General features: G+C 33.2%; 25 protein-coding genes. 7 read left to right on the top strand and 18 right to left on the bottom strand.

Features of this window, described 5'->3' with window-relative positions:
• Nucleotides 1–14: 14 nt before the first annotated feature.
• The 9 genes from AC3WRL_RS22040 to pdxA form a co-directional block, all read right to left on the bottom strand.
• On the bottom strand, nt 15–995 hold the full coding sequence (locus tag AC3WRL_RS22040) for a WaaS/CpsH family glycosyltransferase (RefSeq protein ID WP_261510069.1): 981 nt from the start codon (nt 993–995) through the stop codon (nt 15–17).
• Nucleotides 996–999: 4 nt separating this feature from the next.
• Complete coding sequence (locus AC3WRL_RS22035; protein ID WP_261510067.1) at nt 1,000–1,761, bottom strand: glycosyltransferase family 2 protein; 762 nt, start codon at nt 1,759–1,761, stop codon at nt 1,000–1,002.
• A gap of 2 nt (nt 1,762–1,763) precedes the next feature.
• Entirely contained in the window at nt 1,764–3,014 is a 1,251-nt protein-coding gene (rocD, locus tag AC3WRL_RS22030; RefSeq protein WP_261510066.1) for an ornithine--oxo-acid transaminase, read from the bottom strand.
• A gap of 191 nt (nt 3,015–3,205) precedes the next feature.
• Nucleotides 3,206–4,231 (bottom strand): MACPF domain-containing protein, encoded by a 1,026-nt coding sequence (locus AC3WRL_RS22025; RefSeq protein WP_261510064.1) that lies wholly within the window; start codon nt 4,229–4,231, stop codon nt 3,206–3,208.
• Between the two features lie 177 nt (nt 4,232–4,408).
• Nucleotides 4,409–5,764 carry an acetyl-CoA carboxylase biotin carboxylase subunit gene (accC, locus tag AC3WRL_RS22020; protein ID WP_214827441.1) on the bottom strand — a complete coding sequence of 452 codons (1,356 nt, stop codon included), beginning with the start codon at nt 5,762–5,764 and terminating at the stop codon, nt 4,409–4,411.
• Between the two features lie 93 nt (nt 5,765–5,857).
• Entirely contained in the window at nt 5,858–6,337 is a 480-nt protein-coding gene (gene accB / locus AC3WRL_RS22015) for an acetyl-CoA carboxylase biotin carboxyl carrier protein (protein ID WP_492331244.1), read from the bottom strand.
• A 125-nt stretch (nt 6,338–6,462) separates the two neighbouring features.
• Nucleotides 6,463–6,666, bottom strand: a complete 204-nt coding sequence (rpmF, locus tag AC3WRL_RS22010; RefSeq protein ID WP_034681046.1) for a 50S ribosomal protein L32 — start codon at nt 6,664–6,666, stop codon at nt 6,463–6,465.
• A gap of 69 nt (nt 6,667–6,735) precedes the next feature.
• Nucleotides 6,736–7,263, bottom strand: coding sequence for a YceD family protein (locus tag AC3WRL_RS22005; RefSeq protein ID WP_492331243.1), 528 nt, complete (start codon nt 7,261–7,263; stop codon nt 6,736–6,738).
• A gap of 84 nt (nt 7,264–7,347) precedes the next feature.
• Nucleotides 7,348–8,439 carry a 4-hydroxythreonine-4-phosphate dehydrogenase PdxA gene (gene pdxA / locus AC3WRL_RS22000; protein ID WP_492331242.1) on the bottom strand — a complete coding sequence of 364 codons (1,092 nt, stop codon included), beginning with the start codon at nt 8,437–8,439 and terminating at the stop codon, nt 7,348–7,350.
• Between the two features lie 49 nt (nt 8,440–8,488).
• Here pdxA and AC3WRL_RS21995 point away from each other — a divergent pair, with 49 nt between their 5' ends.
• The 3 genes from AC3WRL_RS21995 to AC3WRL_RS21985 are packed head-to-tail and all read left to right on the top strand — an operon-like array spanning nt 8,489 to nt 11,224.
• Nucleotides 8,489–9,085: a riboflavin synthase gene (locus tag AC3WRL_RS21995; protein ID WP_261510057.1), complete on the top strand. Its 597-nt coding sequence runs from the start codon at nt 8,489–8,491 to the stop codon at nt 9,083–9,085.
• Nucleotides 9,075–10,529 (top strand): sensor histidine kinase, encoded by a 1,455-nt coding sequence (locus AC3WRL_RS21990; protein WP_214827455.1) that lies wholly within the window; start codon nt 9,075–9,077, stop codon nt 10,527–10,529. The genes AC3WRL_RS21995 and AC3WRL_RS21990 overlap by 11 nt, the downstream gene beginning before the upstream one ends.
• The gene (locus AC3WRL_RS21985; RefSeq protein WP_261510056.1) at nt 10,529–11,224 is read left to right on the top strand and encodes a tRNA1(Val) (adenine(37)-N6)-methyltransferase; all 696 of its coding nucleotides are present in this window, start codon (nt 10,529–10,531) and stop codon (nt 11,222–11,224) included. Before AC3WRL_RS21990 ends, AC3WRL_RS21985 begins: the two co-directional genes overlap by 1 nt.
• Here AC3WRL_RS21985 and AC3WRL_RS21980 read toward each other — a convergent pair whose 3' ends face one another.
• Both AC3WRL_RS21980 and rpmH read right to left on the bottom strand, forming a co-directional pair.
• Nucleotides 11,225–11,935, bottom strand: a complete 711-nt coding sequence (locus tag AC3WRL_RS21980; RefSeq protein WP_214827459.1) for a cell division ATP-binding protein FtsE — start codon at nt 11,933–11,935, stop codon at nt 11,225–11,227.
• A gap of 157 nt (nt 11,936–12,092) precedes the next feature.
• Nucleotides 12,093–12,251, bottom strand: a complete 159-nt coding sequence (rpmH, locus tag AC3WRL_RS21975) for a 50S ribosomal protein L34 (protein WP_034681061.1) — start codon at nt 12,249–12,251, stop codon at nt 12,093–12,095.
• Between the two features lie 228 nt (nt 12,252–12,479).
• On the opposite strand from rpmH, the gene AC3WRL_RS21970 reads away from it, so the two are divergent.
• Nucleotides 12,480–13,484 carry a DHH family phosphoesterase gene (locus tag AC3WRL_RS21970; RefSeq protein WP_492331241.1) on the top strand — a complete coding sequence of 335 codons (1,005 nt, stop codon included), beginning with the start codon at nt 12,480–12,482 and terminating at the stop codon, nt 13,482–13,484.
• Between the two features lie 51 nt (nt 13,485–13,535).
• On the opposite strand, the gene AC3WRL_RS21965 is transcribed toward AC3WRL_RS21970, so the two are convergent.
• From AC3WRL_RS21965 to tilS, 7 genes are all read right to left on the bottom strand, one after another.
• Nucleotides 13,536–14,327 carry a patatin-like phospholipase family protein gene (locus AC3WRL_RS21965; protein WP_261510053.1) on the bottom strand — a complete coding sequence of 264 codons (792 nt, stop codon included), beginning with the start codon at nt 14,325–14,327 and terminating at the stop codon, nt 13,536–13,538.
• A gap of 49 nt (nt 14,328–14,376) precedes the next feature.
• Complete coding sequence (locus AC3WRL_RS21960; protein WP_492331240.1) at nt 14,377–15,198, bottom strand: hypothetical protein; 822 nt, start codon at nt 15,196–15,198, stop codon at nt 14,377–14,379.
• A 10-nt stretch (nt 15,199–15,208) separates the two neighbouring features.
• The gene (locus tag AC3WRL_RS21955; RefSeq protein ID WP_261510050.1) at nt 15,209–15,991 is read right to left on the bottom strand and encodes an alpha/beta fold hydrolase; all 783 of its coding nucleotides are present in this window, start codon (nt 15,989–15,991) and stop codon (nt 15,209–15,211) included.
• An 11-nt stretch (nt 15,992–16,002) separates the two neighbouring features.
• Nucleotides 16,003–16,512 (bottom strand): hypothetical protein, encoded by a 510-nt coding sequence (locus AC3WRL_RS21950; protein WP_214827473.1) that lies wholly within the window; start codon nt 16,510–16,512, stop codon nt 16,003–16,005.
• A 66-nt stretch (nt 16,513–16,578) separates the two neighbouring features.
• Nucleotides 16,579–17,106: a biopolymer transporter ExbD gene (locus AC3WRL_RS21945; protein WP_214827476.1), complete on the bottom strand. Its 528-nt coding sequence runs from the start codon at nt 17,104–17,106 to the stop codon at nt 16,579–16,581.
• 212 nt (nt 17,107–17,318) lie between these two features.
• Nucleotides 17,319–19,394, bottom strand: coding sequence for a protein-disulfide reductase DsbD family protein (locus tag AC3WRL_RS21940; RefSeq protein ID WP_492331239.1), 2,076 nt, complete (start codon nt 19,392–19,394; stop codon nt 17,319–17,321).
• Between the two features lie 8 nt (nt 19,395–19,402).
• On the bottom strand, nt 19,403–20,713 hold the full coding sequence (tilS, locus tag AC3WRL_RS21935) for a tRNA lysidine(34) synthetase TilS (protein ID WP_214827482.1): 1,311 nt from the start codon (nt 20,711–20,713) through the stop codon (nt 19,403–19,405).
• 86 nt (nt 20,714–20,799) lie between these two features.
• Between tilS and AC3WRL_RS21930 the strand changes: the two genes are divergently transcribed.
• The 3 genes from AC3WRL_RS21930 (at nt 20,800) to AC3WRL_RS21920 (ending at nt 23,456) form a co-directional block, all read left to right on the top strand.
• A complete protein-coding gene (locus tag AC3WRL_RS21930; protein WP_214827485.1) occupies nt 20,800–21,633 on the top strand; it encodes an OmpA family protein in 834 nt (277 codons plus the stop codon).
• Between the two features lie 392 nt (nt 21,634–22,025).
• Nucleotides 22,026–22,673, top strand: coding sequence for an O-methyltransferase (locus tag AC3WRL_RS21925; RefSeq protein WP_492331238.1), 648 nt, complete (start codon nt 22,026–22,028; stop codon nt 22,671–22,673).
• 66 nt (nt 22,674–22,739) lie between these two features.
• Complete coding sequence (locus AC3WRL_RS21920; RefSeq protein ID WP_492331237.1) at nt 22,740–23,456, top strand: C40 family peptidase; 717 nt, start codon at nt 22,740–22,742, stop codon at nt 23,454–23,456.
• Nucleotides 23,457–23,459 lie beyond the last annotated feature (3 nt).

Below are 23,459 nucleotides of genomic sequence, written 5' to 3'. Positions count from 1 at the left end.
TTCAATTTTTTTGATTAAGATAGTCTAAAAACCCGATCTACCCATTTGTCTAACATATAATAATTATAAATCTCATCGGGAATTTTTTGATAAGGCTGGTCAAAAAAAGACTTGGTTAAATTACTGCAAGTTTCGTCTAAAACCAATATATTATTAGGATTATAGAAGTCATAATCTTTGATAATACTGTTATCTGTAATAATTTTTTTTTCAAGAGCCATTGCTTCAAAAACTCTAAAACTTAAACCGTGTTGATTCTCTCGAGTTAGATCTAGTAAAGCTTTCGAGTTTTTGTAATAACTAGGAAGATCTTTGTGACAGATTTTTTTGATGCTAAATATAACGGAAAGGTTTTCTGGGACAGTGATAAATAAGTTTTTTAGCTGATTTTTCCAACTTTTCTTTCCAATAATCATTATTTGAAACTTTAAGTTCAGCGCAATTAATTTTTTAGCCAGTAATTTAATGTATGAGACCCTTTTATTATCATATGAGGTAATATAAAAAAGATCCATCTGAGGATTTTGACTCTTATTGGAAAGATGATCCAGATAAATATAATTAGTCAGCTTTTCGAATCCATGCTTTTCGATATCAGTAATATCAAACGAAAAAACTTTATCAAAAAGAGCCAGCTTTTCATCTTCTACAGGAAATCTTTCAAGACTATCATAGAGATAGGTGATCAGTCGTTTGCTGTAGGTTTTAATTTCTTCTAAAGTAGACGTATCAAAAGCATCAGGGTTTAAAACTAATATTTGATCCTGATGACCTATTTTCGCTAATGAATTTAAAACAAACTGTTGTCTTTTTTCTGTTTTTAGATTTTTATTTAAGAAAACCTTGCTAATTGCATTAGTTGCTCTTTCTTGAAAATTAGAATGGGTAACATTAGCAATTTTGATATGATGTGCATCAATACCTTTTTTGCATAATGTTTCTACAATATGTTTATCATAACCCCAAAAATCATAACTAATTACACAAATCTTCATTCAACTAATTTTGTTCCCTTTTTAACGATTCATAAGTTTCATATACACTTAACGCCTGTAAATATGAAAGTTGATACCCCTCTTTGCCATCTAATATTCCTAACCGCAAAATGTATGCCTTGAAGAATTTAAATGCTGTTTTAGTATATTGTGTTATTGTAGTAAATTTTTTCCCCTTATTTGATAGCTCCTGCCCCTTTAAAATTCCGTAATGAATCATCTTGTGTTTGTAGGACTCATAATCTGAAACGGAAAAATGGAGTAATTTATTTTGCAATTCTCCAATTGTTCCTGAAACGTCCAATGTTTCATGAACTTTTTTCTCTGAAATATATCTTGCTTTTGATCTTCTGAAAAGTCTAAAATTTTTATCAGTTTGAGTTCCCGAAAAATGAATAGGCTTTCCTGCAAAAAAGAATTTTCTATAAAAATAATAGGCATCCTTTTTGTCGGATTTATTGAGCTCGTTAATAATTTCAGCTCTTAATAATGACGTAATTCTCTCATCACCATCCAAAAATAAAACCCAATCATTTTTAGCATGATCCAGAGCCAGATTTCTTTGTTTTGTAAAATCTTCAAAGACATTCTGGATTATTTTTACTTTAGGATTAGCATCAGCAATTTCTAAAGTTTTATCACTACTAAAAGAGTCAATAATAACAATTTCATCGCAAAAATCAAAACATTCGAGTACTTCCCGAATGTTTTTTTCTTCGTTATAGGTTATGATTAAGCCACTTACTTTTTCAGTGAGTTCAGGCATATTTATTTTTTGAAATCTAAAATAGTTTTTTCGATAATTTTCACACAATCAAGTAACTGCTCTTCAGTGATTACCAATGGTGGTGCCAATCTGATGATGTTTCCGTGAGTTGGTTTAGCTAGCAATCCGTTTTCTTTTAATTTCAGACAAAGATTCCAAGCTGTAGAACTATCTGGTGTATCGTTAATTAAAATAGCATTTAATAAGCCTTTACCTCTAACTTTAGTAATCAAATCAGATTTTTCAATTAATTTTTCGATCTCGCTTCTGAAAAGTTGTCCTAATTGCTCGGCTCTTTCAGATAAATTCTCATCGGCAACAACATCTAAAGCTGCAATTGCAACCGCACATGCTATTGGGTTTCCACCAAATGTTGAACCGTGTTGACCAGGCTTAATGACATTCATTATTTCATTATTTGCTAAAACAGCAGATACTGGATACATACCACCTGAAAGCGCTTTTCCTAAAATTAAAATGTCAGGTTGTACATCTTCATGATGGCAAGCGATCAATTTTCCTGTTCTTGCGATACCTGTCTGTACTTCGTCAGCAATGAAGAGAACATTATGTTTTTTACAAAGCTCAGATGCATTTTTCAGAAATCCGTCATTTGGAACATAAACCCCAGCTTCTCCTTGAATAGGTTCAACTAAAAATGCGGCAATATTTCCTGCTTCTTTGCTTAGTACTTCCTCAAGTGCAGCAATGTCATTATATGGGATTTTAATGAACCCGGGTGTAAAAGGTCCATAATTCTGATTAGCATCAGGATCATTAGAGAAAGAAACGATCGTTGTTGTTCTTCCGTGAAAATTATTTTCACATACAACTATTTTTGCAGCATTTTCAGAAATTCCTTTTACTTCATAACTCCATTTTCTGGCAAGTTTTACCGCTGTTTCTACAGCTTCTGCTCCAGAATTCATAGGTAATACCTTGTCAAAGCCGAATAAGGTTGTGATTTTCTCTTCGTATTCTCCTAAGTTAGAATTGTAAAATGCTCTAGAAGTTAAAGCTAATTTTTTTGCTTGATTTACTAAAGCTTCTACAATTTTAGGATGAGAATGCCCTTGGTTAACAGCAGAGTAAGCTGAAAGAAAATCATAATATTTTTTGCCTTCTACATCCCAAACAAAAACACCTTCTCCACGGTCTAAAACTACGGGTAAAGGATGATAGTTATGTGCTCCATGTTTGTCTTCAAGGTCAATAAAATACTGTGAGTTTTTTTCTGTTTCTACTGTTGACATATTCTTTTGGTTTTGTACAAAGTTAATAATTATATGTTGGATTGATTAGTGATATGTTTATTTTTAATTTGGAATTTCAATTGGATTGTATTTTATAATCTCTTATTATATTTTAAAGGTGTTTTTTAGTAATAAAAAATCCGCCATATAATGGGCGGACTATGTAATATGGGAGTAATTGTATAATATTTTTACGGAGCTAAAAATACTTGATTGTTAGTGAGATATTTGTCAATGTATGATTTCATTTGAGATTTTTTTAATGGATCTTTTACTAAATCATAAATTATTACCAAGCCATTGGCTCCGAAATCTACTAAAACAGAATTGTTTTTATTAGAGGTGCTTTGCCAATCTGAAATATTAATTTTTGGTATACCTTGATCGATATTTATAATGTTAGCAAAACGCTTAGACTTGTCACCTCCTCTTGTTTTGTAATATAGCTTTTTAGAATAATTTTTAGAAGCCTCCTGTATGTCTATATCGTTTGCTATACTTGAGTTCAGAGTACTTACAGCGGTTACTATGCCTGCTCTTGCAGCACGTTGACGATCTTGATTTGTTGTTTGTGCCTGAAAGAAGATATCTAATTTAGCACCTGTGTAAATGTCTACTGTGACATGTGTACCATAGTCACGTACTATTTGCTCTGGTGTTTTTGTCTGTAGATCTTTTAAAAAATCTTGAGTTAAATAATTGCTTAGTAAATCTGCTGTAGCATTGAATCGAAATCTTTTTTGTTTAATTAGGAGGTTGTAACTTCCATAAATATATTTAGGATCAAAAAAATTAAAATTTTCTGTGATGGCCGACTTGAATGGATTTGATATTGTTTTTCCATAAAGAAGCAGGTTATCTGTTGCACTTACTTTTTTTGAAATGACTTGTGAAAAAGCTGCTGCATCTGCGCCATATTCTTCTGAATATTCTTGAGATACTGTATTTTCATCAACCAATCTAGGATTTTGGTGTATTTTAAACTTATCAATATCAATTACTTTAAAGCCTGTAGAATTGGAATTTGCATATTCTCCGGTAACGTTATAGCCGTATCCTAAAGCATTATAGGATCCAAATTCTTTACTATCTTCAAGCGATATTGGATTCTCATTTGCTGATTTTTCAGTGGTTGTTTGATTAATTTCATCACTGGAACATGATGACATAAATAGCATAAGCAAGGTACTTATACATAATAGAATTTGTTTCTTCATAATTTTTTCTAAATCATGTCAAAAGTAATATTAAATCAAAAAAAAGGGAAATAATGAGATGTGATAAAAGTCATGCAGTATAATTGATTGTAGATTTCTTGTTGAATTCTGTGAATTTTAAATAAAAAAAAACTGCCTCATAATGAGACAGTTTCTGCTTTTTTATATAAAATAATCCTAATGATTATCGTATTTTCTATCCATTACAAAACTCTCCATGAATTTTGTGGTGTAGTTTCCTGCAAGATAATCCTCATCATCCATTAGTTGTCTGTGGAAAGGGATTGTTGTTTTTACCCCTTCAATATAAAATTCCTCCAATGCACGTTTCATTTTAGCAATTGCTTCCTCACGGGTCTGAGCCGTAGTGATCAATTTTGCAATCATTGAATCATAGTTGGAAGGGATTGTGTATCCTGAATATACGTGAGTGTCAACTCTGATTCCATGTCCACCAGGAATGTTCAATCCTGTGATTTTTCCTGGAGATGGTCTGAAGTCAGCATAAGGATCCTCTGCATTGATTCTACATTCGATAGAATGTAATTTTGGATAATAGTTAATTCCTGAAATAGGCGTTCCTGCAGCCAAAAGAATTTGTTCTCTGATCAGATCATAATCAATTACCTGCTCAGTGATCGGGTGTTCCACCTGAATTCTTGTATTCATTTCCATGAAATAGAAATTTCTGTGCTTGTCTACTAAGAATTCTATTGTTCCCACACCTTCGTAACCAATAAACTCTGCTGCTTTTACTGCTGCATCACCCATTTTCTCACGAAGTTCATCAGTCATAAAAGGAGATGGAGTCTCTTCAGTTAATTTCTGATTTCTTCTCTGTACTGAACAATCTCTTTCAGAAAGATGACAGGCTTTACCGTATTGGTCTCCTGCTACCTGAATTTCAATATGTCTAGGCTCTTCAATTAATTTTTCCATATACATACCTCCGTTTCCGAAAGCAGCTACGGCTTCTTGAATGGCAGATTCCCAATGGTCTTTAAGGTCCTCAGCTTTCCAAACAGCTCTCATTCCTTTTCCACCACCACCTGCAGTTGCTTTGATCATGACTGGGTATCCTGTCTCCTCAGCTACTTTTACAGCATGTTCATAGGATTCGATCAATCCATCCGAACCTGGTACACATGGTACACCAGCCGCTTTCATAGTTGCCTTGGCATTAGCTTTGTCACCCATTTTCTCGATCTGTTCAGGAGAAGCACCAATAAATTTAATACCATTCTTCTGACAGATTCTTGAGAAATTAGCATTTTCAGATAAGAAACCATATCCAGGATGAATAGCATCTGCATTGGTTATTTCTGCAGCAGCAATGATATTTGGAATTTTAAGATAAGAGTCTTTACTCATCGCAGGACCAATACAAACTGCCTCATCAGCAAATCTTACGTGAAGACTGTCTTTGTCTGCAGTAGAATATACTGCAACGGTTTTGATCCCCATTTCTTTGCAAGTACGAAGAATACGCATTGCAATTTCGCCACGGTTGGCTATTAATATTTTTTTGAACATCTTTCCGAAATTTTAAATTATAAATTTTGAATTTTAAATTATTTTAAATGAAAAGTATTCATCTAAAATTTATAATCTTTAATCTAAAATTCCTTAAGATGGATCTACCAAGAATAAAGGTTGGTCATACTCTACAGGTGTAGCATCATCTACCAATATCTTAACGATTTTTCCGCTGATTTCAGATTCTATCTGGTTGAATAACTTCATTGCTTCAATTACACAAACAATTTTTCCGTTAGAAACCTCGTCACCTACATTTACAAAAACATCTTTATCTGGAGATGGCTTTCTGTAGAAAGTACCAATCATTGGAGATTTGATAGTTACATATTTGCTGTCATCAGAGGCGGCTTCAGTCTTTTCAGTAGGAACGACAGGAGTAGTCGTTTGTACAGGAGCAGCTGCTTGCTGTGGAGCAGTATGGTAAACTGCAGGTTGTGCATAGTTCACTTCACTTCCTGCTAATGGAGTTTTAATAGTGATTTCGAAATCTTTAGTTTTGTATTTTACTTCTGAAACCTCAGCTTTAGATACAAACTTAATAAGATTTTGTATGTCTTTAATGTCCATAAATTTGATATTTGATTTTGGGTCAAAGATACCAAAAAAACATAAAAAACAACAAAAAACCGTCCAATTTTATCAAAATTGGACGGTTTTTGTATTAAAATGAGGTTTTTTTAAAAAATAGCCTCTTAGTTTTCTTCAGTAGTTTCCACTGTTTTCTCCAATACTACTTTACCTCTATAGTAAAGTTTTCCTTCATGCCAGTGAGCTCTGTGGTAAAGGTGAAGTTCACCTGTAGTTGCATCTTTAGCTAATTGAGGAACTACAGCTTTGTAGTGAGTTCTTCTCTTATCTCTTCTTGTGGACGACTGTCTTCTCTTTGGATGTGCCATTGTGTAATAACTATTTTAATTTGATGAGCGATGAGATTTTTTTCATCATCTCATCATATTTAAATTATTTTAATTTTTGTCTTTTAATTTTTTAAGCGCTTCCCATCTCGGGTCACTTTCGTGTTCTTCTTCAACCTCTTCAATATCTTTAGGACTGAATTGATCAAGAATTTCTAAATCTTCATCGCTTACGTTTGGAGATACTTTTTTCATTGGTATGGAAAGCATCACATTCTCGTAAATCAACTGTGCTACATTGAAAGCGTGGTCTGTGCTTGGAATGGTAATAACGTTTTCATCACTATCATCATATTTTTCTCCAAACTTTACCAAAACTTTAATTTCATTCTCTATAGGATAGTCGAATTCTGCGTTTGTAATATCACAAACCAATTCTACAATTCCATTGATTTTTATTTCAAATTCTAAAAAAGTGGTGTGCTTTTCTAGGAAAGCATCTACCGTAATTCTAGGATTTGTAAATTCCTGTTCAGTGTCAAATAATTGAAAGAACGATTGATCTATCTCAAATTTGAACTGATGCTTGCCGTTTTTTAATCCGGAAAAGCTTACGTCATAGTTTCTTAACTTGTCCATAAAATGAGTGTGCAAAAATATGCATTTTTTTTATAATTACAAATAAAATGTCAAACAAATTGTTTTAAAATGCGTTTGTTTTATTTACGCTTCGTTTTCATCAGGCAAATCTTCGTCTATTCCATTGTCTACAACCATTTTTCTTGGCTGCATTCTATTGCTCATTAGATCATTATATTCACTCCTGTTGTTGAAAATTTTAATTGCTGTAAAAATAGCCTCCGTAAAACTTTGCTCATCTGCAATGTTTTTTCCGGCAATATCATAAGCGACTCCGTGGTCAGGAGAGGTTCTTATAAACGGTAACCCAGCAGTATAATTTACACCCTCCTCATAAGCTAATGTTTTGAATGGTGCCAATCCCTGATCATGATACATTGCCAAAACGGCATCGAAATTTTTGTATTTATTGGGCTGAAAGAAGCTGTCTGCGGGAAATGGGCCAAAAGCTAAAATTCCATTGTCTGACAGTTCTTTTATAGCTGGTCCTATAATTTCTATTTCCTCGCTTCCAATAACTCCGCCATCTCCTGAGTGAGGATTTAATCCTAATACAGCAATTTTAGGTTTCTGAATACAGAAATCCTCTATTAGAGTTTGGTTTAAAGCTTTGATCTGCTTTTTGATTTTCTCTTTGGATATGTTTTCTGCTACCTTGGCAATAGGGATGTGATGGGTAGAAACGGCTACTTTTAAATCATCAGTTACTAGAAACATTAGCCCTTTTTTATTGAATTTCTCTTCAAAATATCCGGTATGACCTGCGTGCTTGAAGCCCATTTTTACCATTTCATCTTTATTGATGGGAGCAGTAACAAGAACATCGATTTCTCCTTTTATCAAAGCTTCAGTAGCAGCTTCCAGAGAAGCAATTGCCATTTGGGTAGACTCTTCCGTTGGAACACCTAATTCTACATTGGAGTTGTCTTTTGCAAGGTTTACCATATTTAGCTTTCCGCCTTGCGCTTGTGAAGCTTCATTAATATAATTGAAATTAAGATTCAGTTTAAAAATATTTTTCTGATAAGTAAAAAGTTTTCCTGATCCGAAAATTATCGGAGTAAAAAAATCTGTAATTGTTTTGTCTTTCAAAGACTTCATGATGATTTCAGGGCCGATACCATTGAAATCACCTATTGAAATTCCTACTCGTACTTTATAGTTTTTTGGACTCATTTTGATTATCTTTGAAGATTATAATTTTACAAATTTAGCAAAAAATAATATGTTCACAGGAATTATTGAAGCAGTTGGGGTTATTGAGAAAATTGAGGAAAAAGGAAGTAATATTGATTTTACTTTAACCTGTCCCTTTACCAATGAATTGAAAATAGATCAGAGTCTGGCTCATAACGGTTGTTGTCTAACGGTTGTTGAAATTAAAGATGACCAATATGTTGTAACAGCGATTAATGAAACATTAGAAAAAACGAATCTCGGAAATTGGAACGTTGGAACAGTTGTGAACCTGGAGCGCTGTATGAAGATGGACGGAAGACTGGATGGGCATATTGTTCAGGGGCATGTCGATAAAACGGGAGAGGTTGCAGGAATTGAAAATAAAGACGGAAGTTATTTTATTACCATTAAATATGACAATGAAGGAGGTTTTGTAACTGTTCCTCAGGGTTCAATTACCATGAATGGAATAAGTTTAACAGTAGCAAAAAGTGAAGATTCTCAATTTTCGGTAGCCATTATTCCTTATACCTGGGAGTTTACCAATATGCAACATTTAAAAATTGGAGACAAAGTAAATCTGGAATTTGATATAATTGGTAAGTATATTGCTAGGTTAATTAATAAACAGAATGGCAATTAATAAGTACAAAGGATATAGCTTGAGAAATCGTGTGTTTTTCGGTTTCTTGTTGGTATGTCTTTTAAGTGTAGTTGCTTCATCTCTTGTTCCTTATTTTGTTTTAAGAAGCAATTCATTACAGCAAAGTAAGATAGACATGCAGGAAAAAACCAGTGCTGTAATGAGATTTCTGGATTATGCTGTAAGTCGTACTATTCTTGAGACAAAAGATCTTCCACAAGTTTTAGGAAATAAGATTTTCGAAATTGCAGATATTAATCAACATGATATTGTTATTTACGATTTAAAAGGTCATTATCTGCTTTCAAATAAAGATGAGGGATTGATCTCACAAAAGTCAATTCCGGTAGATATTGTTAATCGAATACTGACAACTGATGCCAGAGTGGATATCAGGGGTTATGATCAGGCTAAAGATGCGGTATTTACTTCCTCTTATATGGTTTTAAAAAACAATGTTTTGGAGCCAATAGGGATCGTATATATTCCGCTTTATCATAATGAATCATCTTATCTGGAGGTGCTTCATAAGTATGTTAAATATATCCTTTTAGTTGACTTTTTCCTTATCATATTTAGTATATGGATCAGTTGGGTAACATCAAACAGTTTAGCAAAAAATATTACTAAATTTTCTGATATGATTACCCGGATTACTTTGTTTGAGAACGAAATGCGTCCGATCAGATATTATAAGAATGATGAATTGAATGCCTTAGCAAGAGCTTATAACAGGATGATCCTTCAGATTCAGGATCAAAAAGAAAGGCTTCGTTTCAAAGCATCTGAGGAAGCATGGAGAGAAATGGCAAAGCAGGTCGCTCATGAAGTGAAAAATCCTTTGACTCCTATGAAACTTACCATTCAGAATTTTGAAAGGAAATTCGATCCACAGGATCCCAATGTTACGGAGAGGGTGAAATTGATGAGTAAGACGATGGTAGATCAGATCGATTTAATTGCTACTGTTGCTTCAGCATTTTCAGAATTTGCAAAGCTTCCTGAAAAAAACAATGAGACAATTAACCTTAATGCAGAAATAGCGGATATTCTTCGGGTTTTCAGCGATGACAGTGTTTTCGTTCATACGAACAAATCCAATATTATGATTAATATGGATAAGATTTATCTTTCAAGAATCATTACAAACCTTGTTACCAATGCGAAACAGGCTCAAAGTGATGATAGGAAATTAATCATTAATGTCGATATAGAACAGCATCAAAGAAGGGTAATGATTTCTGTACAGGATAATGGGGTAGGTATTCCTGATAATATGTATGAAAGAATATTTGAGCCTAATTTCACTTCAAAAAATAGTGGAATGGGATTAGGGTTATCAATGGTAAGAAAAATGGTAGAAGATTATAAAGGTGAGATTTCTGTGAAATCGGAAGTTGATAAAGGTTCTACATTTACGATCACACTCCCCACTAACTTATAGTGAACCCTTTTAAGTTTAAACAATTTGATATTCATCAATCCCCGGAGGTTTTCCGTGTTGGGACGGATGGTGTTTTGCTCGGAGCTCTTGCCTATGTAACAGGTGTACGAAAAGTGCTGGAAGTGGGTACAGGGACTGGTTTAATATCATTAATGCTTGCTCAGAGGAACTCCGATGCCGAATTTTTAGGATTAGATATTCAGGATGTGGCTGTAAACCTAACTAAAACTAATTTTGAAAATTCTATTTTTAGAGCAAGATTAAAAAATACCCTTCAGGATTTTAAAACTTTCGAAACCAATGAAAAATTTGATCTGATTGTTTCTAACCCACCTTATTTTGAAGAGTCTAATTCTGCTAAAGATAAAGTTGCCCGACAAACTGTTGAGTTAAATTTTAAGCAACTGATTTCAAAAGCTTTTTCATTGCTTTCTGAAAATGGAATTTTCTCCGTAATTATTCCTGTTGAGGCCGGAAATGATTTTATGAAGATTTCTGAAGATCATCATTTGTTTTTAAAAAGGAGAATTGATATTAAAGGAATAGAAAATTCAAAGACTAAGAGATTAATCTTAGAATTTTCTTTGAATCAAAGTAATATTGAAGAAGTTGATTTTGTGATAGAAAAAAGTCCGAGAAAATACTCGGACCAATATCTGGAACTCACAAAAGAGTTTCATATTTTTAGTAAATAATTATTCAAATAATTCTGTAGTATCCAATACTGATACTTTTCCATCTTCACATCTGATAGCTTCCCCCGGGAAATTTTGAATCATATGGTAATCATGGGTTGCCATTACTACTGCAGCTCCGTTTTCCAAAGCAACCTGCTTTAGAAGGGTCATGATTTCATTTGAAGTTTCAGGATCTAAATTTCCAGTTGGCTCATCCGCTAAAATAAGATCAGGATGATTTAATAAAGCTCTTGCAATCGCTATACGTTGTTGCTCTCCTCCGGAAAGTTCGTGTGGCATTTTATGCTTTTTGCTTTTCATGTTTACGCTTCCCAGAACTTCATTGATGCGATCCTCCATTTTTATCTTATCACTCCATCCGGTAGCTTCAAGGACGAATTTTAAATTCTTTTCTACGGTTCTGTCTGAAAGCAATTGGAAATCCTGGAAAACAATTCCTAATTTTCTTCTTAGATTAGGAATGTCAGAGGTTCTCATTTTAGCAAGATCAAAACCTACTACATCTCCATGTCCTGATGCTAAAGGAATATGTCCATACAGTGTTTTCAAAAGAGAGCTTTTTCCTGATCCCGTTTTTCCAATAAGATAACAGAATCTTCCTTTCTTAATGTTTAGATTAACGTCGGAAAGTACAGTGAAGCTTTTTTGGGCAATTTTTGCGTGCTGCAAAGTTATAATGCTATCTCCTATGATATTTGTATGTGGCATAATTCAATTTTAAAAGGGCTATTTCTAAAGAAAATCTTTTCAGATTTTAAAAATAGAAAAAAGAAACCTAAAGAACCTAAATTTTAGTAAATTTTAACAACAAAAAATGCCTGAAAAACTTCTTTTCAAGCATGATTTGTATATGATAATTTTGAGATTATCTCTTAGCGCGTGCAGCACTGATCGTTAAACTCTTTCTGCCTTTAGCTCTTCTTGCAGCCAAAACTCTTCTACCGTTTGGCGTTGACATTCTTTCTCTGAAACCGTGTTTGTTTCTTCTTTTTCTTTCTGATGGCTGGAATGTTCTTTTACTCATTACTATATATTTAAATCGTAATTATCTATTTATTTTTCAGGTTGCAAAGATATATATTTTTTTAGAAGTTACAAATTTATATTACTTTTTTTTGAAATAATTTCAAATGTTTTTTGTGTCATATTAATATGGTTGATTGTAAATAGAGCATCTATGTTGCTTAAATTAATGCTTAATGATTTATTTAAAAGCTCTATCTTTGGAGACTCAAATTTAAAGAACATAAAGATGTTTACACCAGCGGAACTTTTAAAAATTAATACACTACTTACTCCTGAAAATAAAATAGTTATTCTTACCCATTATAATCCTGATGGTGATGCTATCGGTTCCAGTTTAGGTTTAAAACATTATTTGAATGCTAAAGGAATTGTAGCTGAAGTGCTTGTGCCAAATGATTTTCCTAAGTTTCTGAAATGGATGCCTGAGGCGAGGAAAAATATTGTCGCTGAATATAAGAGAAAGATTGCTTTTGATCTGATTAATGAGGCTGATGTAATTTTCTGTTTGGATTTCAATTCACCTTCAAGAATTGGAATTTTAGGAGATTGGCTTGTAAAATCTACTGCAAAAAAAATCCTTATCGACCATCATCAGCAGCCTGAAGCATTTGATTATGTGTATTCTGATACGATTATTCCTGCCACTTCACAAATGATCTATCATTTCATTGAAGCAATGGGTGATGAAGATTTAGTGAATAAAGATATTGCAGAATGTCTTTATACCGGAATTATGACAGATACCGGAGGATTTCGTTTTCGTTCCACGAGTGCTACAACGCACCGTATTATTGCTAATCTAATTGAAAAGGGTGCTGATCCTTCTGTTATTACTTCTAATACCTGGGATACCAACACTGTCTCCCGATTACACTTACTTGCTTTAATTCTGGGAAGGATAGAAGTGGTAAATGATGGCACAGTAGCGGTTTTGTATCTGACAAGAAAAGAGCTTCAGGAATATGGTTTCCAAAAAGGAGATACTGAAGGTTTTGTTAATTATGGACTAAGTATCGTTGGCGTTAAAATGTCTGCATTTTTTATGGAAGATTTGTACGAGGATTTCATAAAAATATCTTTCCGAAGTAAAGATGATGTGGATGTGAATCAGTTTTCAAGAAAGTATTTCAATGGCGGTGGTCATATCAATGCGGCAGGTGGAAAATCAAATGAATCTTTACCTGATACCCTCGAGACCTTTAAAACCAGAGTGGCAGAAGAGAATTTGTAAGAAGGTAAAATCGTTTAGATTTAAGAAGTCATAAAGAGAGAAAAAGGGTTTTTAAATTTTTGTATACCCCTTGCTCTCCAATTCTTTACAGGTGTATTCGTAGACCTGTTGGAACATTTCATCCAGATTTTTCTTGTGGAATAAACTAAATTTTGTCATTTTGGGCGGATCTAAGAAGATATCGCAGGAACTCACTTTAGAATAAACGGATTTTGCAATTGCTAAATGCAAAATTCTATCAAACTCTTTCATTAAGCTCATTTTTTTTAATTCATCATAACTGATCGAATTAACATGAGATGCAATTAAGAAATCACATTTATCAATAATAGGTTCAATAGGTAAGTTATCTAAAACGCCACCATCTACATATATTTTTTCACCCATTCTTACAGGAGGAAGAACAAAAGGAACACTGGAAGAGGCTAACAGAGGTTGGAATAGTGGGCCTTCCGAGAAGAAATCTACAATTCCATGTGTCATTTCTGTTGCAGCAACATAGACAGGGATTTTTAAAATCTTGAAATCATCTTCGGGAAAGTAATCAGTAAGGAGTTTTAAAATAAAATTTGAGCTGAAAATCCCATTTTTAGAAAGCTTTAAATAGGACCTTGAAAAAAAAGTTGTACTCTTTACGATTTCCATCATTTCATCGGGTGTTTTCCCGAAAGAATAGAATGCTCCAACAATAGAACCTGCACTGGTTCCGGAAATAATTTGTGGTTTTAAATTATACTCTTCTAGTGCTTTTAAAACAGCAATGTGAGCAATTCCACGCATGCCTCCGCCAGAAAGTGTCAAGCCGATAATGGGGTCCTTTTTTTTGAAAGAGAATAAACTCATTGAGAAAATTAATCTTTACTAAGATACAAGAAATTTTAATAAGGCTGGATTAGGGTTCATCGCATTCAGAATCCATTTTTATAAAGAGAGCATAAAATTGGTCATTCATTTTTTCATCATAGTTAGGCCTTTCAATTTCGTTATTAACGCAGTTTCCCCAGCCAAAAACAATCAGATCTATGATCGCATAGTCTTTTTTGTCGACTGAATTGAGATGGTTCTCAAACTCATTCATAACTTCTTGAGGGTTTCCATTCCTTTTACTCATCTCTTCTCTTAGCTTTCTCCATACTTCAACCATTTGGGTGTCATCCGAATTCAGAGCTTTTACAAAACGGCTGCACTTTTGAGATGTTTTGGTGCTGAGTAAAATCGATGGATCAGAATAGGCCATGATCTGAATTTTTTGCCTTTCATAGTATTGGAGCAGTTCCTGATATTTTTGCCTCTTCATATTCTGCCAATACGGGATATTTACAATTTTCAGGTTTTCAATTAGCTTTTTCTTCTCAGTAAAATCTTTCTCCAATTTTTGCAATATCTGATCTTTATTTCTTCTGGTCTCCCGGAGCGCTTCGAGTCCAAAAACGTGCGGTGAATCTAGTAATAAACCATTAAGTTCAAAATATAACTTGTAGGTTCCTTCCAGTTCTTCTTTCGTATATTTGGTCTTGTCATAATACCCGGTGTTATTGCAAAGTTCAGTGGTGAAAGTAAAGATGCCAGATTTATTTTCTGGTGTTTTTATATTGTCCTTTTTGGTGTTTTCAATTAATTGAATTGAATCCTTTGGAATACTCTTCGCTTCTGCAGCTTCTTTGTTGCAGTTGAGAAATACAATAAAGATGAATGAGAGTATCCAGATTTTCATATACTAAATTTTATAAAACTAAATTTTTCGGCATATTATGAAGCAGTTCTGTGTTGATAATTTCGGCACAAATATTTGGTTTTTCCCAGTGTCCGTTATGTCCGCAATCTAAAACGTAAGATTTTATATTTGTTCTGTCAGGAAGATTGCTAATGGTGGTTTCTGTTTTTACCGCATTGTCATGTTTTCCTGACAGAACCAGAATTTTCGCTTCGAGATTTTCTATGACGTGTTTTTTATCTGTTCGTGCAACCATACCTTTTACACATGCTAAAGCCCCAAGGTTATTGGTAGAAAGGGCAACCTCTAAAGCTGTTTCTATTTTTCCTTCAAGCGTATCTCTTTCATTTGGATTGAATAAATTGGGGATTCCCGCTCTGGCATAATTTGGAAATGCTTCCTGAATAATTCGGTAACTTTTTATACGTTGTTTTTTCTTTTCCTCATCGTCAGCAAAGTAGGTGGAGAAAAATAAAGTTAAACTTTTTAGTGATTCGGGGTATTTTTCAGCAAATGCTAATGAAGTATAACCTCCCATGGAGTGTCCTAATAAATGAACTTTGTCAAGTTTTTGATCAACTAAGACTTTTTTTACTTCTTCAGCCATAAGTTCCATGGTATGAACATCGGCTAAAATTTCAGATTTCCCATGACCAGGCAGATCTATTTTTAGAAGAGTGAAGTTTTTTGATAGATGAGACTCAACATCACTCCAAATGGAAAGATTTTCCATAAAGCCATGAAGTAAAACTAATGTCTCTTTTCCATTTCCTGTTTTCTCAAAGTTTAGCATGCGTTCAAAAATTAAAAGTGAATATCGATATAGTCTACAAATCCTGAGCCGTTTACCATGTCCTGGAGTCTCCAGGTTTTTCCACCATCTTTGGATAGGAAAGTTTTTGTACCCTGTCTTATGTCTATTTTTCCGTTCTCATTTTCAGAAATACTTTGTGATATACTTCCTGTAAAATTCATATGTTTCTCAGAAACAATTTTCATATAACCTTGAATATGTACATAATCTTTTCCTGATTTTATATCCCCAAGAACTTTGTAGTGATCCTTTTCTCCTTCTGTCTTTTTGAAATTTACAGAACCCGATTTTTTAATAAGGTTGTGGGTGAATTTGTGATCTCCGTTAAAATCTTTAAAATAATTTGTACTTCTAATGCTGTCATTTATTTTTGTTCTTGCAGCATTGATAGAATCAACAATTTTTATGCTGTCCACTTGACTTGATGTTGATTGCATTTCTTTTTTTGAACATGAAACGAATAAAGTGGCAATTGCAGCGGCGATTAAAATGTTTTTCATCGAAGAATAAAATTATATGCTCAAAAGTAAATAAAAAAGAGCATTTTTAAAATGCTCTTTCTTTTTTTATTTTGTTAATTCTTCGTAGACTTTTTTCTCCCAAGGCTTGATATCTGTAACGCCGTATCGTTCCTTTTTAGAAATAGCAATATTGTCTAACATATCTACAAAGTTCTTATAATTGGAATCGTCTGTAGGTTTTACAATGATAGTAAAGATTTCTTTTTTAGGAGCTTTTTTATAAGCTTCTGAAATTACTTTTGAGATATTTACTCCACTGAAGTTTGTCTCCTTTAAATTGTTGGTGTTTAAATCTTCTTTTGCCTCTTGGTGGTAAAACACTCTGTTATCTTTCCCGATAATAAATGTTATTTGATTTTGGGTGTCAATATCTATTGGTGGAGGTATAGGGTTGGGAGTGTGATCCTTTGCAGGCAATCCCAGATCCATTACATTCGGTTTCGTAAAATTGGTAGTGAACATAAAAAAGGTAATTAATAAAAAACCTAAATCTACCATTGGAGTCATGTCAATACGGATTAATTTTTTCCGTTGCTTGCTTCCTGATTTTTCTTGTGCGATAACTTCAGCCATAATACAATTTTTAAATGTTAAACGGTTTTTAATAAAGAATGAAGTGTTTTTCTTTATTTGAGGAAATCTATGCAAAGTTTATACCTAATTAAGTAAAGTGATAATAATTTAATTGTTTTATTGAATATTTATACTTAAATGTTGTTAAAATCAATGCATTAAAAAAGCCTTACCAAAGAGATTGGTAAGGCTGCATTATTTTAAGTTTAAAACTATTTATTCTGTTTGTAATAATTAACTCCGCATTCAAGGAATTTTTTGAAATCCTCTTTTGGCATGTAGCCGGATACGGGTGAATTGATTACTTTTCCGTCTGGTGTAACCAATACGTAATGTGGTTGTGAGTTATTATTAAAATTCACTTGTTGGAACAAACTCCATCGGTCACCAATTGTTTTTACTTTTTTAATTTGCCCTTCTCCAAGATCAATTTTAGTTTTTTGATCTTCCGGAAGCTCTTCCTTGTCGTCTACATAAAGAGAGGCAAGAACAACATCATTTTGAAGGATTGGCAAAATGTCTGGTTCGCTCCAAACAAATTCTTCCATCTTTCTACAGTTTTCACAACCGTAACCTGTAAAGTCGATCAAGATCGGTTTATTTTCTTTCTTAGCTAGTTCCACAGCACTAAAGAAATCATGTTCAGGATGCATTCCCAGGATCCCGTCTTTTTCGTCATGGAAATAACTAACATTCAATGGTGGCAAGATTCCACTCAATAATTGAAGCTTTGGACGTTCTGAAGGAATTAACCCTTGAATTAAATAGATGACAAATCCAACACCTAGTGCTCCCAATATTTTTCTTGTAATAGAGATCTTAGGTTTTTTGTCATCGTGAGGGAATCTGATCAGTCCAAATAAATATAGGGTAAGACCTATAGTAATGATAATCCAGATAACGATAAATAGTTCTCTTTTTAGGAAGAATGTTTTAGAAACCAAATCTGCTTTGGATAAGAATTTTAAAGCTAAAGCTAATTCTACGAAACCTAAAAAGACCTTTACTGTATTCATCCAGCCTCCTGATTTTGGAAGGCTTTGTAATGCTTGTGGGAATAATGCTAAAAGTCCAAAAATAATTGCCCAAGCTAATCCAAATCCTGCTAGTGCAAAAGTTAATAACATGGGTACATTCGTAGAACCTGTAACAGCACTTCCTAATAAACTTCCTAAAATTGGTCCGGTACAAGAGAATGAAACGATAACCAGTGTTAAAGCCATGAAGAAGATTCCGATAATTCCTCCTGCTTCTTCAGCTTTAGAAGATTTGTTGGCTATTGAGCTTGGTAATGTAATGTCATAATATCCAAAGAAACTTCCTGCGAAGAAAATAAATATAATGAAGAAGGCTACATTTAGCCAAACGCTCGTAGAAATTTCATTGAAAATATTTCCAGCGATTCCATTAATTAAATGGAAAGGAAGACTTAACAGAACAAATATTAATAAAATAAAAAATCCATAAATAAGGGCATCTCTTTTACCTTTTGCTTTGTTCTTGTTTCCCTTTGTAAAGAAGGAAACCGTTAAAGGAATCATTGGGAAAACACATGGTGTTAACAAGGCGATTAAGCCCCCAATAAACCCTAAAAACAGATAAGTCCAATAGTTTTCGTCAACCTTTGAAGATTTAGTGCCACAATCAGTTAAAGGTTTTTTGAAATCTAGTGTTTCTATTTTTAATTGTTTAGGGTCTAAATGTGATGCTTCTGTAACAGTAACATCACCCTTTGCAGGATTTTCTACAACCGTTACTGCAGTTTTCGCAGAATCTTTTGCAGCTTCTGTGGTGGTTTCAGGAATTACTTCTTCAGTAACTCCTTTTGGGGTTACTTTTTGATTAAATTCTAATGTATTGGGAGCAAGACAAACTCTATCATCACAAGTTTGATAGGTGATCTCTGAAGTTACGTCAGCTGGTTTTGTAGGATCTTTAAGTTTGAATTTTTGTTTAAAACCTGCAGAGTTTGAATAAAAAACAATGGTACCGCCAAAAGCCTCTGAAAATTCCTCGTGCTTTTTTCCAACCTCTTGAAATTTTCCAATCAATTCTATGTTTTTCCCCGAAACTTTATACTCCGTAGGAATTCCTGTATCCTCAGGAATGTCTCTGGAGTAAATATGCCAGCCGCTTTCCATAGTAGCATTCAGTACTGCTTCATATTGATTATTTCCTAGATCATTGACTGTGAATTTAAATTTTACAGGATTTTTGATCTGTGCGTTGAGTCCTGAAAATAAGAATACCAAAGCTAATAACAGCCATGCTTTAAATTTACTTTTCATTTTTACTTTTAGTTAAAAAGGTTGAGGGTATATTTTGTTTTTTCAGTACATACAAATCGTCTGTCTTGTCTGTAAGGAATAACGCCTAATACATTTTTATTGCCGTCTGCTAATACCCAAATTTTTTGCTTCGCTAAAATAGATAATTTTTCATCCTTAAAAAACTTGGAAACTTTCTTTTTTCCCGAAAAGTATAATGGATAAAATAAATCGCCTTCCTGTTTTTTTCGCAAAACTAATGGAAACTCGATCTGTTCTGCATCAAAACACCATCGGAAACTTTTTTCAATATCAGTACCTGGAGGGATAAAGTCGTTAAGATCTATGTTAATATCTGTTGTATTGGAATTGAATTTTTCCATCAGAATAATTTCCTCTTCATTTTCTTTTTCATCGGTTTGATTAATAATAATTAATTCATTCCTATTGACAACCAACTGGTAATTACTGGAAAAAAAAGAACTTCCGGTTTCGGCATTAAAAATTTTTTTAATTTCCTCTTCCTGATTAAAGCCATATTTCTTCAGAATCTCAAACTTTACAAAATCACTTTCCTGATTTAGCTTTTCTTTTGATAGTATTTTATGGTCTTTGTTAAATATTAAAAGGTTATTTTCAATTTCCTGAATTTGTTTCTGAACAAAATCTTTAGTTTGATTTAAATAAGAAGATGTTTTCTTGAAATTTTCTAAAAAATGATCATTTGTTTCCATAAGTTTCGGAACAATTTCATTTCTGATCTTATTTCTTAGATAATCACTTTTTTTATTGGAAGCATCTTCTCTGTATTGAATATTATTATCTTTTGCAAAAGCATAGATCTCTTGTTTGGAAAAGCTTAAGAGTGGTCGCAGTATTTTATTGTCGTTTGCAGGAATTCCACTCAACCCAGTAATTCCGGATGCTTTTGAAAGATTGATAATGAAGGTTTCCAGCTGATCATTTAAATGATGCGCTGTTACGAGAAAGTCTAGATTTTCTTTTTCCTGAATTAGTTTAAAAAAATGATATCTGATTTCTCTGGCCCAAAGTTGAATAGAATTTTCTGGTTTGTTATCTTTCTCTGAAACTTCATACAAATGAAATTTAATATGATTTTTCTCACAAAAATCTTGTACAACTTTTTGATCCAAATCAGAATCCTCACCCCGAAGTTTATAGTTAATATGGGCGACCTCAAAGTCGAGCCCCAAGTTGTGGAAAAGTGACACTAGAACCATAGAATCAGCACCACCACTTACCGCTAAAAGATAGGTGTGTTTTTCTGGTAGGTTAACGAGATTTTCTAGCTGATCTTTAATACTTAATTTTTTCAACATAGATGTTGAGAATTTCTTTTGTGCAAAGATAATTCATATAATTCAATTGAATTTTCTAACTTTGATTCGTCTAAAAAAGATTATTTATGAAGATATTAAAAATTTTAGCAGTTTCTGCAATGGCGTTGGGAATGACATCTTGTGTCAGCAAAAAGCAGTATGATGCATTAAGTTCTAACTATAAGCAATGTATTGAAAACATCGGAGAAAGACAAAGAGAGATTCAGGATCTGAAATCTCAGAACTCTGCATTATCTGGCGAGAATAATTTACTGAAAAGTCAACACGATGCCCTAAAGTCATCTTTAGATGCTTGTTTGTCTAATACAGGAAAAAGTTCTGCAAATATTGATAAATTAGTAGGTGAGATTAATGCTTCCAACTCTTATATCAAGCAATTGATTTCAAATAATGCTAAAAACGATAGCTTGAACTTAGCATTGTCTAATAAACTGAAAAGATCATTGGATAATGTGACGGATGAAGATGTTCAGATAAAAGTATTGAAAGGAGTTGTTATGATTTCTCTATCTGATAAAATGTTATATAAAACCGGAGATTACAATATCTTACCTGCAGCTCAGGAGGTGTTAGGTAAAGTAGCGAAAGTAATCAACGATTACGATAAATATTCTGTATTGATCGAAGGTAACACAGATAATGCTCCTTTAAGTTCAGCGAATTTACCAAGAGATAACTGGGATCTTTCTGCATTGAGAGGTACTGCTGTTGCTAAAATACTACAAACTCAGTTTGGTGTTGACCCTTCAAGAATTACTGCGGGAGGACGTTCAGAATACAATCCTAAGGCAACAAATATGAGCGTTTCCGGAAGAGCTGAAAACAGAAGAACAGAAATTATCATTATGCCTAAACTTGATGAGTTTATGAAACTAATGGATATTACGCCTAAGAAATAATTCAAAAACTATAATAATAAATAAATCCCGAAGAAATTCGGGATTTATTCTTTTAATCAAACTAGTTCTTCTCTTTTCAATAATGAAATAATTCGCTTAAAAAATGAATCGGATAATTTGCGTGTCTTTTCTCCAGAAGAAGATACATTTTCGAGAGATCCTGTAACTCTTCTCTTTTGTTTAACTTTACTTACTTCTGTTTCCATGGTATATATAATATAATATTTGGTGTCGTTATCGCTTAGCAAAGATACCATGTATTGTCGGCGAAACCATCCGGGTTTTTACGGTATTTATAATGAGGGTTTCCCTATTTTTATCATATCTTTTGTTGCGGATTGAGGTATTTTTTTCTTTTATTTAGCTAAATTTGAATAACAAAAATTGGTAACATGAGTTTTTTTGAAGAAAAGAACGCTGAAATGGACAGATATTTGGAAGCACATGCTTCTTCAGAACCTGAAATTTTAAAAAAATTAAGGAGAGAAACTTTCCAGAAAACAACGCAGCCTCACATGATCTCCGGCTATCAGCAGGGAAGGCTTTTGACTATTATTTCCAAAATGATGCAGCCTAAAAATGTTCTTGAAATAGGAACTTTTACAGGTTATGCAACCCTTTGCTTAGCTACAGGCTTGTCTAAAGATGGAAAAATTACGACTTTAGATGTGAATGAAGATCTTGCTTATCTTCCCCAGAAATATTTTTCAGAAAGTGAATATTCAGAGCAGATATATTTTAGACTTCAGGATGCCAAAGATTTTTTAAAAGAAACTGAAGAAGTTTTTGATTTGGTTTTCATTGATGCGGATAAAGATAATTATGCTGAATATTTTAGATTAATTAAACCGCATACAAAATCTGGTTCTGTAATATTATTTGACAATGTTCTTTGGTACGGAAAAGTATTGGAAGAGAATCCAAAACAAAGATCAACACAGGTAATTAAGGAACTTAATGATTTGATTGCAAAAGATGAAGATTTTGAAAATCTTATTTTACCTTTGCGTGATGGCGTAAATTTTCTGAGAAGAAAATAAATTCAAGGGTTTTGGAGAATCTAATTCTTTAATCTTTGAATCATTCAATCTTTTAATATAAACTTAATGAGTAAAGGAATTTGTATTGTTACTGTAGCTCCTGTTCGTGCAGAAAACTCGGATAAAGCAGAAATTGTTACAGAGATATTGTTTGGTGAAAGTGCTGATATTTTGGAAGTAGATAAAAACTGGACCAAAATAAAGATGCACTATGATGGGTATGAAGGATGGATGGATACTAAACAAATAAGATCTGTTTCAGACGAAGAGCTTGCTAAAAGAAAGGTAACTTTAATTACTGAGGACTTTGCTTCAGTGTTAATGAATGATGGGAAAACATTACTTTCCATGGGTTCAGAAGTTGAATTTTCTGCAGTAGCATCCCGAAGAAGTCATGACATTCGTGAAAGTATTGCATTAACAGCAAGAGAATTCATTAATGTTCCTTACTTATGGGGCGGAAAGAGTTTCTTTGCAGTAGATTGTTCTGGTTTTACCCAATTGGTTTATAAGATTCACGATATAAGACTTCCTAGAGATACTTATCAACAGGCGGAAGTAGGAGAACCGCTAACGTTCGTTGAAGAAAGTCAGCCGGGAGACTTAGCCTTTTTTGAAAACCCCGAAGGAAAAATTATCCATGTTGGAATTATGCTGGAGAATCAGAAAATTATTCACGCTTCAGGAAAAGTAAGAATTGATATCCTGGATTCTACAGGGATTTTTAATAAAGAAATGAATAAACATACCCACAAATTGAGGGTCATAAAAAGTGTTCTTTAGTAA

This window comes from Chryseobacterium sp. FW101-FHT12H09, from assembly GCF_058790395.1.
Note: the sequence above shows the minus strand (reverse complement) of the source record. Positions and strands in the feature narration are given on the sequence as shown.

Excerpts from the sequence above, each read along its gene's own strand:
- AC3WRL_RS22040 (WP_261510069.1), bottom strand. The coding sequence starts at position 995 with ATGAAGATTTGTGTAATTAGTTATGATTTTTGGGGTTATGATAAACAT.
- AC3WRL_RS22035 (WP_261510067.1), bottom strand. The coding sequence starts at position 1,761 with ATGCCTGAACTCACTGAAAAAGTAAGTGGCTTAATCATAACCTATAAC.
- rocD (WP_261510066.1), bottom strand. The coding sequence starts at position 3,014 with ATGTCAACAGTAGAAACAGAAAAAAACTCACAGTATTTTATTGACCTT.
- AC3WRL_RS22025 (WP_261510064.1), bottom strand. The coding sequence starts at position 4,231 with ATGAAGAAACAAATTCTATTATGTATAAGTACCTTGCTTATGCTATTT.
- accC (WP_214827441.1), bottom strand. The coding sequence starts at position 5,764 with ATGTTCAAAAAAATATTAATAGCCAACCGTGGCGAAATTGCAATGCGT.
- accB (WP_492331244.1), bottom strand. The coding sequence starts at position 6,337 with ATGGACATTAAAGACATACAAAATCTTATTAAGTTTGTATCTAAAGCT.
- rpmF (WP_034681046.1), bottom strand. The coding sequence starts at position 6,666 with ATGGCACATCCAAAGAGAAGACAGTCGTCCACAAGAAGAGATAAGAGA.
- AC3WRL_RS22005 (WP_492331243.1), bottom strand. The coding sequence starts at position 7,263 with ATGGACAAGTTAAGAAACTATGACGTAAGCTTTTCCGGATTAAAAAAC.
- pdxA (WP_492331242.1), bottom strand. The coding sequence starts at position 8,439 with ATGAGTCCAAAAAACTATAAAGTACGAGTAGGAATTTCAATAGGTGAT.
- AC3WRL_RS21995 (WP_261510057.1), top strand. The coding sequence starts at position 8,489 with ATGTTCACAGGAATTATTGAAGCAGTTGGGGTTATTGAGAAAATTGAG.
- AC3WRL_RS21990 (WP_214827455.1), top strand. The coding sequence starts at position 9,075 with ATGGCAATTAATAAGTACAAAGGATATAGCTTGAGAAATCGTGTGTTT.
- AC3WRL_RS21980 (WP_214827459.1), bottom strand. The coding sequence starts at position 11,935 with ATGCCACATACAAATATCATAGGAGATAGCATTATAACTTTGCAGCAC.
- rpmH (WP_034681061.1), bottom strand. The coding sequence starts at position 12,251 with ATGAGTAAAAGAACATTCCAGCCATCAGAAAGAAAAAGAAGAAACAAA.
- AC3WRL_RS21970 (WP_492331241.1), top strand. The coding sequence starts at position 12,480 with ATGTTTACACCAGCGGAACTTTTAAAAATTAATACACTACTTACTCCT.
- AC3WRL_RS21965 (WP_261510053.1), bottom strand. The coding sequence starts at position 14,327 with ATGAGTTTATTCTCTTTCAAAAAAAAGGACCCCATTATCGGCTTGACA.
- AC3WRL_RS21960 (WP_492331240.1), bottom strand. The coding sequence starts at position 15,198 with ATGAAAATCTGGATACTCTCATTCATCTTTATTGTATTTCTCAACTGC.
- AC3WRL_RS21955 (WP_261510050.1), bottom strand. The coding sequence starts at position 15,991 with ATGCTAAACTTTGAGAAAACAGGAAATGGAAAAGAGACATTAGTTTTA.
- AC3WRL_RS21950 (WP_214827473.1), bottom strand. The coding sequence starts at position 16,512 with ATGAAAAACATTTTAATCGCCGCTGCAATTGCCACTTTATTCGTTTCA.
- AC3WRL_RS21945 (WP_214827476.1), bottom strand. The coding sequence starts at position 17,106 with ATGGCTGAAGTTATCGCACAAGAAAAATCAGGAAGCAAGCAACGGAAA.
- AC3WRL_RS21940 (WP_492331239.1), bottom strand. The coding sequence starts at position 19,394 with ATGAAAAGTAAATTTAAAGCATGGCTGTTATTAGCTTTGGTATTCTTA.
- tilS (WP_214827482.1), bottom strand. The coding sequence starts at position 20,713 with ATGTTGAAAAAATTAAGTATTAAAGATCAGCTAGAAAATCTCGTTAAC.
- AC3WRL_RS21930 (WP_214827485.1), top strand. The coding sequence starts at position 20,800 with ATGAAGATATTAAAAATTTTAGCAGTTTCTGCAATGGCGTTGGGAATG.
- AC3WRL_RS21925 (WP_492331238.1), top strand. The coding sequence starts at position 22,026 with ATGAGTTTTTTTGAAGAAAAGAACGCTGAAATGGACAGATATTTGGAA.
- AC3WRL_RS21920 (WP_492331237.1), top strand. The coding sequence starts at position 22,740 with ATGAGTAAAGGAATTTGTATTGTTACTGTAGCTCCTGTTCGTGCAGAA.